10 protein-coding genes and 2 pseudogenes are annotated in these 12,545 nt (G+C 60.9%); 9 read left to right on the top strand and 3 right to left on the bottom strand.

Features of this window, described 5'->3' with window-relative positions; genetic code table 11:
- The first annotated feature begins 199 nt into the window (after window positions 1-199).
- Together lepA and lepB are read left to right on the top strand one after the other, a co-directional pair.
- Window positions 200-2,005, top strand: a complete 1,806-nt coding sequence (gene lepA, locus G495_RS0116475) for a translation elongation factor 4 (RefSeq protein WP_028588656.1) — start codon at window positions 200-202, stop codon at window positions 2,003-2,005.
- A gap of 90 nt (window positions 2,006-2,095) precedes the next feature.
- A complete protein-coding gene (gene lepB, locus G495_RS19940) occupies window positions 2,096-2,743 on the top strand; it encodes a signal peptidase I (RefSeq protein WP_051445501.1) in 648 nt (215 codons plus the stop codon).
- A gap of 90 nt (window positions 2,744-2,833) precedes the next feature.
- On the opposite strand, the gene G495_RS0116465 is transcribed toward lepB, so the two are convergent.
- Entirely contained in the window at window positions 2,834-4,003 is a 1,170-nt protein-coding gene (locus G495_RS0116465) for a GGDEF domain-containing protein (protein ID WP_028588655.1), read from the bottom strand.
- A 153-nt stretch (window positions 4,004-4,156) separates the two neighbouring features.
- Here G495_RS0116465 and G495_RS19935 point away from each other — a divergent pair, with 153 nt between their 5' ends.
- A complete protein-coding gene (locus G495_RS19935) occupies window positions 4,157-4,822 on the top strand; it encodes a magnesium chelatase domain-containing protein (RefSeq protein WP_035252858.1) in 666 nt (221 codons plus the stop codon).
- A 383-nt stretch (window positions 4,823-5,205) separates the two neighbouring features.
- On the opposite strand, the gene G495_RS21475 is transcribed toward G495_RS19935, so the two are convergent.
- Window positions 5,206-6,162, bottom strand: coding sequence for an integrase domain-containing protein (locus tag G495_RS21475; RefSeq protein WP_084458424.1), 957 nt, complete (start codon window positions 6,160-6,162; stop codon window positions 5,206-5,208).
- Window positions 6,163-6,626: 464 nt separating this feature from the next.
- Between G495_RS21475 and G495_RS22145 the strand changes: the two genes are divergently transcribed.
- The 5 genes and pseudogenes from G495_RS22145 to tnpC all read left to right on the top strand — a co-directional run bounded on the left by G495_RS22145 (window position 6,627) and on the right by tnpC (window position 9,769).
- Window positions 6,627-6,926: a hypothetical protein gene (locus G495_RS22145; RefSeq protein ID WP_169734412.1), complete on the top strand. Its 300-nt coding sequence runs from the start codon at window positions 6,627-6,629 to the stop codon at window positions 6,924-6,926.
- 101 nt (window positions 6,927-7,027) lie between these two features.
- Window positions 7,028-7,417, top strand: a pseudogene (locus G495_RS19930) (transposase); the annotation flags it as partial.
- Between the two features lie 78 nt (window positions 7,418-7,495).
- On the top strand, window positions 7,496-7,840 hold the full coding sequence (gene tnpA, locus G495_RS21950; protein ID WP_156939755.1) for an IS66 family insertion sequence element accessory protein TnpA: 345 nt from the start codon (window positions 7,496-7,498) through the stop codon (window positions 7,838-7,840).
- Window positions 7,837-8,187, top strand: a complete 351-nt coding sequence (gene tnpB, locus G495_RS0116450) for an IS66 family insertion sequence element accessory protein TnpB (protein WP_028588654.1) — start codon at window positions 7,837-7,839, stop codon at window positions 8,185-8,187. Before tnpA ends, tnpB begins: the two co-directional genes overlap by 4 nt.
- Window positions 8,188-8,230: 43 nt before the next feature.
- Complete coding sequence (tnpC, locus tag G495_RS0116445) at window positions 8,231-9,769, top strand: IS66 family transposase (RefSeq protein ID WP_028588653.1); 1,539 nt, start codon at window positions 8,231-8,233, stop codon at window positions 9,767-9,769.
- A 158-nt stretch (window positions 9,770-9,927) separates the two neighbouring features.
- On the opposite strand, the gene G495_RS21945 is transcribed toward tnpC, so the two are convergent.
- Entirely contained in the window at window positions 9,928-11,547 is a 1,620-nt protein-coding gene (locus G495_RS21945) for a recombinase family protein (RefSeq protein ID WP_156939754.1), read from the bottom strand.
- A gap of 30 nt (window positions 11,548-11,577) precedes the next feature.
- Here G495_RS21945 and G495_RS19925 point away from each other — a divergent pair.
- Window positions 11,578-12,477: pseudogene (locus G495_RS19925) on the top strand (YifB family Mg chelatase-like AAA ATPase); the annotation flags it as partial.
- Window positions 12,478-12,545: the final 68 nt, after the last annotated feature.

The following is a 12,545-nucleotide window of genomic DNA, read 5'->3' as shown; positions in this document are numbered from 1 at the left end:
GTTTTTGGGCCTCTTGGCGGAGCCTCTTCCGGACTACCGCGAAACGGGGGCCCGCGCAAGGGCGCCTTCGGCAGGCGGCGCCCAGCGCCCGGCGGACGGCGGCGCGAAGCATTAGACTTCCGGTCGCAAATGCCTTACAAGGTGCCCACGTCCCGGCCCGGCCCCCGGAGGCGAAGACTCCCCTGGCGGGTTCAAGCACATGACCAAGATCACCACCATTCGCAACTTCAGCATCATCGCGCACATCGACCACGGCAAGTCCACCCTGGCCGACCGCATCCTGGAGCTGACGGGCCTGGTGTCCGAGCGGGAGCGGCGCGAGCAGTACCTGGACCGCATGGAGCTCGAGCGCGAGCGCGGCATCACCATCAAGGCCCAGACCGTGCGCATCCCCTACCGCGCGGCGGACGGGCGCCAGTATATTTTGAACCTCATCGACACCCCCGGGCACGTGGACTTCTCCTACGAGGTCTCGCGGTCCCTGGCGGCCTGCGAGGGCGCGCTTTTGGTGGTGGACGCCACCCAGGGCGTGGAGGCCCAGACCCTGGCCAACGTGTACCTGGCCCTGGACCACAACCTGGAGATCGTCCCGGTCCTGAACAAGATCGACCTGCCCAGCGCGGACCCCGACGGCGTCAAGGCCCAGATCGAGGAGATCGTGGGCCTGGACTGCAAGGACGCCCTGGCCGTTTCGGCCAAGACGGGCCTGGGCGTGGACCAGGTGCTCGAAGCCATCGTCGCGCGCCTGCCCGCCCCCGAGGGCGACCCCGAGGCGCCCCTCAAGGCGTTGATCTTCGACTCGTGGTACGACACCTACCGCGGGGTCACGGTGCTCTTCCGCGTGCTCGACGGCGAGGTCTTCGTGGGCCAGAAGATCCAGATCTTCTCCACGGGCCGCCGCTTCGAGGTCACCAACGTCGGCGTGTTCTCCCCCGATGCCAAGGACGTGCAGCGCCTGGGCCCCGGGGAGGTCGGCTTCCTGTGCGCGAGCATGAAGGAGCTGTCCGACGCGCCCGTGGGCGACACCATCACCGACGCCAAGCGCCCCTGCGCCGAGCGCTTCCCGGGCTTCAAGACCATCAAGCCCATGGTCTTCTGCGGGCTGTACCCCGTGGAGCCCGCCGAATACGAAACCCTCAAGGCCGCCCTGGAGAAGCTCCAGCTGAACGACGCGGCCTTCTGGTACGAGCCCGAGACCTCCCAGGCCCTGGGCTTCGGCTTCCGGGCCGGGTTCCTGGGCCTTTTGCACATGGAGATCATCCAGGAGCGCCTGGAGCGCGAGTTCGAGGCCCGGTTGATCACCACCGCGCCGTCGGTGGCCTACAAGGTGACGACCCTCGCCGGCGAGGAGCTGCTCATCGACAACCCGAGCAAGCTGCCCGACGTGCAGAAGATCGCCAGCCTGGCCGAGCCCTACGCGCGCATGGAGATCCACGTGCCCAACGAATACGTGGGCGGCGTGCTCAAACTGTGCGAGGAGAAGCGCGGCATCCAGAAGGACATGCGCTACCTGACGGCCACGCGGGTGATGATCACCTACGAGCTGCCCTTTGCCGAGGTGGTCTTCGACTTTTTCGACAAGCTCAAGTCCATCACCAAGGGCTACGCCTCGCTGGACTACGAGGTCATCGACTTCCGCGAGGCGGACCTGGTGAAGCTGGACATGATGATCAACGGCGACCCCGTGGACGCCCTGTCGATCATCGTGCACCGCGAGCGGGCCACGCGCTATGGCCGCGCCGTGGCCCTCAAGCTCAAGCACGCCATTCCGCGCCAGTTGTTCGAGGTCATCGTGCAGGCCGCCATCGGCCAGCGCATCATCGCCCGCGAGCGCAACCCCCCCCTGCGCAAGAACGTCACCGCCAAGTGCTACGGCGGCGACATCACCAGAAAGCGCAAGCTGCTGGAAAAGCAGAAAGAGGGCAAGAAGCGCATGAAGCGCATGGGCAACGTGGAAATCCCCCAGGAAGCCTTCCTGGCGGCCCTGAAGGCCGGGGAAGACTAGAAACCGGAACCCTCCGCCCGGCGGTGCGTGCCGCCGGACGTGTTTGCGGGGCCGCCCGTCTGGGGCGCGCCCGGCATGGAGAAAGGACGCATGGAACCCAAATGGTCCAAAGTGTTGCGCGAGTGGGTTGAGGCACTGCTCTTTGCCCTGATCCTGGCCCTGTTCATCCGCTCCTTCGTGGTCCAGGCCTTCAAGATCCCGTCGGGCTCCATGCTGCAGACGTTGCAGATCGGCGACCACCTGCTGGTGAACAAGTTCATCTACGGCATCAAGGTGCCCTTCACGGACTGGACCCTGGTGCCCCTGTCCGACCCCGAGTTCGGCGACGTCATCGTCTTCGAGTACCCCAAGGACCCCAGCAAGGACTTCATCAAGCGCTGCATCGGCCTGCCCGGCGACACCATCGAGGTGCGCGACAACCACGTCATCCGCAACGGCCAGCCCGTGGACGAGCCCTACCTCTCCGGCCTGCCGGGCTCGGGGGGCTTCATGGCCCGCGACTTCGGGCCCGTCACCGTGCCCGAGGGCAAGTACTTCATGCTCGGCGACAACCGTAACAACTCGCAGGACTCGCGCTTCTGGGGCTTCGTGGACCGTCAGGCCATGGTCGGCAAGGCCTGGCGCATCTACTGGTCGTGGAAAACCAAGCCCGACCCGCGCCGCCCCGGCAGCTACGTCACCGACTGGAGCGGCTTCCCGCCCGTGCGCCTGGAGCGCCTGGGCAGGGCCGTGGAGTAGCGCGCCCCGCGCCGCGCGGCCCCGGCCAACGCAGGCGGCCTGCCTCCCCCGGGGGAGGCGGGCCGCCTGGCGTTGCGGGCCGGGGGCGGCTCAGGCCGGGGCGGCCCCGGCGCGGACCACGCGGTTCTTGCCGGCCTGCTTGGCCCGGTACAGGGCCCGGTCGGCGGCGACCACCAGCCCGTCCCAGTCCTCCTCGGGCTCGCCCAGGGAGGCCACCCCGCAGCTGGCCGCCACGGGCACGGGCTGCCCGCTCTCGGCCAGCCCCAGCCCGCGCAGGGCGCGGCGCAGGCGTTCGGCCAGCTCCGCAGCCCGGTCGCCGTCGGTGTCGGGCAGCAGCACCAGGAATTCCTCGCCCCCGTAGCGGGCCACGATGTCGTGGCCGCGCACGCCCTGGCCGATGGCCCGGGCCAGGGCCTGGAGCACCCGGTCCCCGGCCTTGTGGCCGTGGGTATCGTTGATGGCCTTGAAGTCGTCCACGTCGAAAAGCACGAGGGACAGGGGCCGCCCGGTGCGCTGGGCCAGGAGCACCTCGCGCCGGGCGCGCTCTTCCAGGGCCCGGCGGTTGAAGAGCCCGGTCAGCGGGTCGCGCTCGGCCAGCTCCAGCAGCCGGGCCTCGTAGCGCTGCACGCTCATCCAGGCGATGCCGAAGGCGCAGCCGAGCAGGAAGATCAGGTAGGCCAGGACGCTCAGGGTCTGGATGGGGCCCGCCAGCAGCAGGGAGTCGCCCGGGTGGTACAGCATGGTCAGCCCCGCGCGCAGCAGCGAACTCGCCGCAGTCAGCGTGCAGACCAGGGCCGTGAACCACTGCGAGGGCAGGCGGGGCCTGCCCCCGGAGTCGAGCACGCTGCGGGCGCACAGGACGCCCAGCACGGCCATGGCCAGGCTGAAGCTGACGATGCGGGCCTGCAGGTCGGGCTGGACGGCGCTGTAGTGATGGCTGATGGCCGCAGCCAGCAGGACGACCACGAGCCCGGTCCGGCGGTGCCCGGCGCGGCCCCGCACGAACTGCGACAGCCCTTCGTCCATGCAGGCCAGCCCGGCCACCAGCATGGCGTTGGGCAGGATGATGGAGGCCCAGTCCGGCACGGTTCCGCGCAGGGCCACCAGGGCCGAGCCGATGCCGAAGGCCAGGAACGACGCCCCGCAGCAGGGCAGGCCCCGGAAGGTCCGCTGTGCCGTCTGGAACAGGAACAGCCCCAGCCCGAACAGGGTGGCGGCGGACGCGGAGACGGCGATGAGGGTGTAGATATCCAGGCGCATGGGGCCTCTTGGGGGAGGAGATTGGTTCCCCATACGGCAACGGGGCCGTAAATGCAAAGCCCGCGCGGGCGCCGGGCGCGCAACCCTTGCGCCCGGGCCGCTTTGCGGATACACGGGTCGATACCAACCTGACGATATGCCCGGAGATTTCTCGTGCTCGCCGCCATCGCCACCGCCGCCCTGCACGGCATCGACGCCTACCGCGTGGACCTGGAAGTGGACTTCTCGCGCCAGGGCATGCCCGCCTTCAGCATGGTCGGGCTCGCTGAGGGCGCGGTGCGCGAGTCCAAGGAGCGCGTGTTCTCGGCGCTCAAGAACTCGGGCTTCCGCCTGCCGCCCGCGCGCATCACCGTGAACCTCGCCCCGGCGGACGTGCGCAAGGCGGGCAGCGGCTACGACCTGCCCCTGGCCGTGGGCCTGCTGGCGGGCGCCGGGGTGCTGGACGCGGCGCGCGCCTCGGGCTGGTTCCTGGCCGGGGAGCTTTCCCTGGCCGGGGAGCTCAAGGCCGTGCCCGGGGTGCTGCCCCTGGCGACCCTGGCCCGCGACGAGGGCGCGCGCGGCATCATCGTGCCCCGGGCCAACGCCGCCGAGGCCGCCGTGGTCGAGGGCGTGGCGGTCTACGGCCTGGGCACCCTGGCCGAGGCCGTGCGCTTTTTGGCTGGCGAGCAGCAGGCCGAGCCCGAGCCCGGCAACCTCGCCGCCCTGTGGGCCGCGCGCGAGGCCTTCCCCCTGGATTTCGCCGAGGTCAAGGGCCAGGAGCACGCCAAGCGGGCCATCGAGATCGCCGCCGCCGGGGGCCACAACCTGCTTTTGTTGTGATACATTTATTTTTTTAGTCCGATGAGAAATCCCCCAGCTTTGCTGGGGGATTTCAAAGAAAATGCAGGGCGACCCATTCGAACAAACCTTTGGGCACAAGCTCAAGAAAATGTCGGCTGAACGATACGGTAGCCGTTTCCCGGCTTCCATGTGCTTCGATGAGGTCATATCCCAACTCGACTACGGGGTGGACCTGTCTCACTTGGTAAAATCCAAATACGTTCCCCAATAAGCCTTGCTCATCTATCGCATAAGCCTTCCCGCTTGTCGGCCCCAAGCCGACGAGTGGGAAGGCGGTTCCAGGCAGGGCATAAATCAACGAGTTGATTTATGCCCTGCCTGGAACCTCATGACCCAAAAAACCCCGCCGAAGCGGGGTCTATTCACTGACTGCTGCCTAGGTAGGCATCGGATACATCACGCCGTCCGGCGGAATTCCCTGCGGTCACTTCGATTTCATCACGGGCTTCGGCATCGAGCCGGGGCCATTCTTCCCCTGCCGCGTTGTAGGCGGCTTGCTGGAAGGCTGCCACGGATTCATGCTGATTCGGTGGCTGGAAACCCGTATGGGCAACGTACATGGTGTAGAATCGTTCATGACGATTGCTGTGCAGGGTCCACCCGCTTTCCTTTTTGGTGAAACCGCACAACCTGGCCGCGTAGGACAACTTTTCTTGCCACTTGTCCCCCATACCTTCAGGCATCAGGTTGTGGATCCCCGGCCTGTCCGACAGGCTGACAAACAGTAATGCGCTCTGCAGAGCAGCCTGCTGCCTGTCTGACAAGTTGACCAACGTCCGTGGCCTTCCCCCCTTCGTCCCATACTGGACATGAAGGGTGCGCCCTTGGCGATCCCAATCGCTGACCAGATCGACCTTGGCCGATTCTTCCCGGCGCAACCCCAGTTCCCATTGCAAACGGATCTGAGCGGCGCACCGGGGGCCGTATTCATAACCATGCTCGTTTTCCAGCTTGTCGATTGCCCCCTGCACGAAACCGGGGGCAACCGCTTTGCTGTTGGCATTGGCTATGGTTCCACGGCGCACCCCGAACACGTCATTGGTCGGGCTGATGCTATCGTTGCCATAGGTCTCACACAGGGTACGGGCCGCCGAAAAGACTTCGGCAATGCGCCCGTCCCCTACGTTTTCGTCTTTCATCTGCGCGGCGACCGCTGCAAAATGTTTGTTAGAAATCTTGGACCATTTCTGAACACCAAAGCCCGCACGGCGAAGCCGCTTGGCAAAGGCTCGGGCATTCTGTCTGACCCGATGTTGTTTCGAGCGCGGACCGGACAATGTTGCCTTGTTCGTGCCCCATACCAGACTGATGGATTTCATATGGATCTCCTTCATGAAGTTCGGGGCAGTGCCCCGGGACAAAGCAGGTCGGACCTTTCCCGTTCGCCGGGAAATGACCTGCCCATGGCGCGAACGCGCCACACAACAACCGACACGGGACAAATCAATGTCCGTTTCCCACAGAAGGAAAAATCCTGAGAATCCATTCAATAAAGGGTGCCACCACGCAGGCTCGTTCGTCCTGCGCATAAGCGGTGGCCGTGGGGGAATTGCGACAACGACAGATTTCTAGATACCTGTCGTTTGTCCGGCGGGGGTGCTGTGTTCCAGCCTGGTGTTTGGATGTGAAAGCGTGCCGTTTGGAAATGAACGGCGAAGAAGTGTTTGGTGTTACGGCATGTTAGTGCCACTATAAGCGTTCATCAGTTTAGACTTCGTCAAAACTTATGAACGCGCCCTGGTTGCGTCATACCTCCTTTTGATTACCAAATTATCCAACGGATATGACCTACCATACGACGCCCCCAGATCAACGCGCAAGCTCCGGCGAAGGGATTTCTTCACCTCCCGCCGTTTTTTCCGCGAGCGTGACGCAAGCAGCCGAGACAGCAAGGCCAAGCCCTTCGGGCGACCGGCTTTGGCCGGTCGGCCTTGCCATCTCGACTTTGCTTGCGTCGTCATCCACACAGGCGACGGCGAGAGGGATGGCGGAGGCGGCTCCGGCTCAAGGGATTGAGGGCATGCTCGATCTGAATTGGCTGCACATAAATCTAGTCGGCCCTGAAAAACTCGCAATGCACTGAAAGAAATTGACAAAATGTCCTTATCAATGCAACATAGTCGACCAGAAACTGCAGTGATTCTGCAAGAAACCGGTCGCGCTGTCGCCGGGTCGGGAAGGATGATGAAGGCCAAACCCGCCAGAAAGGACAAGGGCAATTTCCTCTACGAAGACCTCATCGATCAGCTCAACCCCAAGCATCCGCTGCTTCAGTTGGGCAAGCGCATCCCCTGGGAGCGATTCGAGCAAGAGTTTTCCGGTCTCTACAGCGAGCATGGTCGCCCCGCAAAGCCCATCCGGCTCATGGTCGGCCTCATGATCCTCAAGCAACTCGAGAACCTGAGTGACGAACGCGTCATCGAGGCTTGGGTTCAGAATCCCTACTACCAGGCGTTCTGCGGCGAGACGCATTTCCAGTGGAAGTTTCCCTGCGACCCCACAGACTTGGTCTATTTCCGCAAGCGCATCGGCGAGGAAGGCGCACGGCTGATCTTTGAAGCTTCGGTCACATTGGTAAGCGCACGATAAACCCCTTCTTACAGCACCACTCCATCAATGCCATGATGCCCTTCAGATCAAGGAGGAGAATTCATGGCCAAGGCATCCCGACAACAGAAGAAGCACCGTTCAGCCGATTTTTGGCGTAAGCATGTCGATGGTTGGCGTGCGAGCAAGCTGACGCAAGCCGAATACTGCCGCAGACATAAGCTTTCGGCAGGCGCGTTTTATCACTGGAAGCGGCGTTTCCTAGAGCAAAGCGAAGATGTTTCCGGCAACACGCCGGACATCGTTGCGATTCCGGTTCAGCAGATCACGGTCAAGGAAATCCAGCAACCGATCATTTTGCATGCTTCAGGCTACCAGGTAGAGCTGGCAGGCGACTTTTGCCAGGGCACCCTCGTCAAGCTCCTTGAAACCCTTGGCCGGTTCGCATGATCCTGCATTCAAACACACGGGTCTACCTCGTGCTGGGCTCAACTGATTTGCGCAAGGCCGTCAACGGCCTGTCCCTCCTTGTCGCCGGTCTTCCAGAGATGGATGTTTTCAGCGGGCAGCTGTTCGTCTTTTGCAACAAAAGCCGGACGCTCATCAAAATCCTCTACTGGGATCGCAACGGGTTTTGTCTGTGGCAGAAGCGGTTGGAGAAGCATCGCTTCTTTTGGCCCGAGTCCAGGGAGCAGGCCCTGGAGCTTGGGGCACGTGAGCTTTCGTGGCTCCTTGAAGGACTCGACCCCACGCGGATGCAGGGCCATCCGAGTCTGAAATATTCGACTATTTTTTGACTATTATCTTTACATTTCAGTATATTATATGTAAAAAACCTCTATGAGCAACGCAGTCCTGCCAAATGATCCCAAGGCTTTGAAAGCCATCCTTGCCGACCGGGACGAATACATTTCCGAGTTGCAGGAGCAGGTCCGGTGGCTCAAGGCCGTCATTCATGCGGCGACTTCGGAACGTCGAGCCAAGCCCAATGCCAATGAACGGCAGTATTCGTTGTTTGACGAGGCGGAGGCTGTTGCTGCTGAGTTTCTGAAAGCCGACGACAGCACCGTCGCCGTGCCCAGCCATACCCGCAGGAAGAGAGGTCGGCGTCCCATTCCGCCAACTTTCCCCCGTGTGGAAGTTGTTCACGACCTGCCTGAAGAGGACAAGACGTGCCCCTGCGGCTCTCCTTTGACCCGCATCGGTGAAGAGGTCAGCGAAAAGGTGGACTTCATTCCGGCAAAGATTCAGGTGGTGCGCCACGTCCGGCCCAAGTACGCCTGCCGCGAGTGCGAGGGCGTGGAGGACGACAGCCCCACCGTGAAGATAGCCCCTATGCCGCCGCAGGTAATTCCCAAGGGCATCGCCACACCTGGTCTCCTGGCCTATGTCCTGGCTTCCAAGTTTGTGGACGGGCTGCCGTTTTATCGCCAAGAGCGCATGTTCGCCAGGTTGGGCCTGGATGTTTCCCGGAGCACCATGTGCGGCTGGGCTCTGCGGGTCGCCGAGGCTTGTGAGCCGATCATGGGCCTTCTGCACGAAGAGATTCTGTCTGGGCCGGTCTTGAATCTGGATGAAACCACGGTGCAGGTGTTGAAAGAACCTGGCCGGAAGAACACGAGCAAATCGTATATGTGGCTCGCCCGAGGCGGACCTCCTGGAAAACCCGGCGTACTCTTTCATTATTCGCCCTCGCGTTCCGGCAAGATTGCCGAGGAGTTGGTGCGCGATTTTTCAGGCTACCTGCAAACCGACGGTTATGCGGGGTACAACGCACTGGGAGAGCGGGAGGGCATCATCCATGTGGGCTGCATGGCGCACGTGCGACGCAAATTCATGGACGTGCTCAAGGCCGGGACAAAGAAACGCGGCACGGCTCAGGAGGTGGTCGATCTTATTGCTCAACTCTACGGCCTGGAAAAACAGGCCCGGCAAGCGGGCTTTGATGCGGATCGCATCCAGGCCATGCGTCAGAACCAGTCCCGTCAGATCATGGACACCATAAAGGCCTTGCTTCTGGAGCGGGGACAGCCCACGCCGCCCAAAAGCCTTCTCGGGCGGGCTATAGCCTATGCCTTGGGACAGTGGGAACGAGTTGAAACGTATCTTGAAGACGGAATCTTGCTGCCAGATAACAATTTGGCCGAAAACGCCATCCGTCCCTTTGCGGTTGGTCGGAAGAACTGGCTCTTTTCAGGTTCACCCAGAGGCGCTGCAGCAAGCGCGGCCTTGTACAGCTTGGTCGAGACGGCGAAGGCCAATGGACTGGAACCATTGCGATATCTGCACTTTCTCTTTGAAGAGCTGCCGGGCGTGAAGTCGGATGATGAGAGAAGAAGCTTGTTGCCGCAGTATCTTGCCCCTGAAGAACTGGTGTGATAGCTAGATGGTGAAGATTGGAAGAGGCTAAGAAAAGCCATTTCCCGCACAGGGCAAGGAGGGTTGAACGCCTCAAGGGCCTTTCTGCGGAAAATTTAGCCGGTTTTTACAGATAGGCCTACCACATTGGTGGTCAGCAGAACAAGTCAAGTTGCACACTAGTCATTTTTTAACGCAAATCGCATCCATTCCTTTCGGCCTTTTCGAACATCATATGCATACATAGCCCCATCTGCATCAGGTATACATGTTCCCTCACCGCCGATATATGCCGTCAAGGAGCCGTCTGGCTTGAAGACAATCCGTTGAACAACTTGCCGGATTTCTTGAGCAATGGCTGCGCGGATTTTATATAGTTCATTGTCATTTGAGGATGCCATTTTATGGCGTAACTTTTCAATGTGATTTAGTCTTTCTTCTATTGGTGTATGATGTTCTTGTTCACGGATACTTTTTGAAAGTTGTAACTTACGTTTTTTTAGTTCAGATATTTCTAAATGAAGAGCAGTTATTTTTTCTTTTACAACTTCAATCGAGTCTGCATCAAATGACTCTAATAGTAGTTCCGCTTGTGTTGTTTTTTCCTTTATCTTAAATGAAACTAAATCACGTTCAATTTTCAAGTCCGGGCGTAGTTCATTTTCTCTTACAATACTTGCTAAGTCAATTTCACGAAAAAGCCCATTCAACATATTTTTTTCTAAAAAACCATATCGATGATAGGTGTTGTGAGTGCAGCCCAGACCACGGAGTTTTCCATCACAGACAAGATATTTTTGCCCTTTTGGAGGGGTGCCCTTATCACGGAAACGCATTCTACCGCCACACACTGCGCAAAAAACAACTTTTGAAAAAAGATTTCCGAACGTTGCACCCCTTCTGCCCGCCACGCCTTGGACCCGCCGTTTGTCGATAATCACTTGAGCCAAATCAAAAGTTTCCCGGTTGATCGCAGGAGGGAAGTAACCGTCAATCGGCTCACCGAGAGGCACACGGTTAGGGTGCTTCCCAGTCATTGGCTGATAACGACCATATGTGGCTGGATTAGTTAAAATTTTAGCAATGTAGCTAGGTTGCCACCCGTTTGATTTTCCCCAAGGTTTTACCCCAGCTTCGTTAAGCTGAATAGCGATCCTTCTTTTGCCCAAACCGGAAATAGCATCATCAAAAACCTGTTGTATGACTTCTGAACGAGTAGGCATTAGCACATAATGAAGTTTATCATCAGACAACGAAAGCCATGCGGGAGCCTTGCTTGTCACCGGTTTTTTGTTTTCACGAGCCTGACGCTGCTTTTCACGCCATACTCGGGTTAACCTTTCAGATTTTATTGCCGACTCTTCATGGGCGCGGATCATTGATCCTAGTGAAACAAATAAAGACCCGTGGTCCCTGTTCAGGCTTTCTTCAGTGTATTCTTGTTTGTCATGGAGTGTAACAATGGTTAATCCATGTTCGACTATTTCACTGAACAACCGAAAAGCCGAAAGCGGTTTTGCCCGGGACAGCCGGTCAAGGCTTTCAATAATCAAAAATGAGCCAGCAGGTATTTCCCCGATGCGGACGAGTTCCATGAACTTGCCCAATGCGCCTGTTTCAAGGTTGTCTTGCGTGTATCCTGATTTACCAATGTCGGTGAGTTCTTCGTCTAGTTCCAACCCCCGCCCTTGAGCGTATGTGCGGGTTGCTTCAAGTTGACGTCTTAAACTATCGCCCTTTAGCTGGATTTCAGTCGACATTCGTATGTAGCTGTAAGCTTGGGGTTTTTTGTTCTTCATGAGCAGACTATAGTTGAAAAATAAATGTAACACAACCTGCTGTTCATCGGCCCGCCCGGCTCGGGCAAGACCATGCTCGCCAGCCGCATCCCCTCGGTGCTGCCGCCGCTGTGCTTCGAGGAGGCCCTGGAGGTGACCAAGGTCTACTCCGTGGCCGGGCTGCTGGACGGCGAGGCCCTGAAGGTGGCGCGGCCCTTCCGCAGCCCGCATCATACCATTTCCGACGCCGGGCTCATCGGCGGCGGGGCCTACCCGCGCCCGGGCGAGGTCAGCCTGGCCCATCGCGGGGTGCTCTTCCTGGACGAGCTGCCCGAGTTCAAGAAAAGCGTGCTCGAAGTGCTGCGCCAGCCCCTGGAGGCCGGGCGGGTGACCATCTCGCGCGCCGCCATGACCCTGACCTACCCGGCGGACCTGATGCTCGTGGCGGCCATGAACCCCTGCCCCTGCGGGCACTACGGCGACCCGCGCCACCAGTGCATCTGCCGCGCCGAAGACGTGCTACGCTACCGGGGCCGCGTGTCCGGCCCGCTCATGGACCGCATCGACCTGCACGTGGAGGTGCCCGCCGTGCCCTACGACGACCTGCGCCAGACCTCGGGCGGGGTGGACTCGGCGACCATGCGCGCGCGCATCGGGGCGGCCCGCGCCGTGCAGGCCGCACGCTACGCGGCCGCCCCGGGCGCCCCGGGCTCTGCGGGCATGACCAACGCGGCCCTTTCCGGCGCCCTGCTGGAGGAGCACTGCGCCCTGGGCGGCACGGAGCACGACTTTTTGCGCCGCGCCGTGCAGACCCTGGGCCTGTCCGCCCGGGCCTATGTGCGCATCCTGCGCATCGCCCGGACCATCGCCGACCTGGAAGGCGCGCAGGCCATCGGCGCCGCCCACCTGGCCGAGGCCGTCAACTGCCGGACCCTGGACCGCCGGATGTAGGGCCGTGCGGCCCCCTGTTGCGCGCGCCGGGGCAATGCGCTACCGTGGAGCCTGGAATACCGGGAGCA

The organism is Desulfocurvus vexinensis DSM 17965, assembly GCF_000519125.1.
GTDB lineage: Bacteria > Desulfobacterota > Desulfovibrionia > Desulfovibrionales > Desulfovibrionaceae > Desulfocurvus > Desulfocurvus vexinensis.
The sequence above is the reverse complement of the archived record's forward strand: the minus strand, read 5'-3'. Positions and strand labels throughout refer to the sequence as shown.

Bases quoted from the DNA above. Each gene is read 5' to 3' on its own strand.
- tnpB (WP_028588654.1), top strand. From the start codon at position 7,837: ATGATCCTGCATTCAAACACACGGGTCTACCTCGTGCTGGGCTCAACT.
- tnpA (WP_156939755.1), top strand. From the start codon at position 7,496: ATGGCCAAGGCATCCCGACAACAGAAGAAGCACCGTTCAGCCGATTTT.
- G495_RS21945 (WP_156939754.1), bottom strand. From the start codon at position 11,547: ATGAAGAACAAAAAACCCCAAGCTTACAGCTACATACGAATGTCGACT.
- G495_RS0116465 (WP_028588655.1), bottom strand. From the start codon at position 4,003: ATGCGCCTGGATATCTACACCCTCATCGCCGTCTCCGCGTCCGCCGCC.
- lepA (WP_028588656.1), top strand. From the start codon at position 200: ATGACCAAGATCACCACCATTCGCAACTTCAGCATCATCGCGCACATC.
- tnpC (WP_028588653.1), top strand. From the start codon at position 8,231: ATGAGCAACGCAGTCCTGCCAAATGATCCCAAGGCTTTGAAAGCCATC.
- lepB (WP_051445501.1), top strand. From the start codon at position 2,096: ATGGAACCCAAATGGTCCAAAGTGTTGCGCGAGTGGGTTGAGGCACTG.
- G495_RS22145 (WP_169734412.1), top strand. From the start codon at position 6,627: ATGACCTACCATACGACGCCCCCAGATCAACGCGCAAGCTCCGGCGAA.
- G495_RS21475 (WP_084458424.1), bottom strand. From the start codon at position 6,162: ATGAAATCCATCAGTCTGGTATGGGGCACGAACAAGGCAACATTGTCC.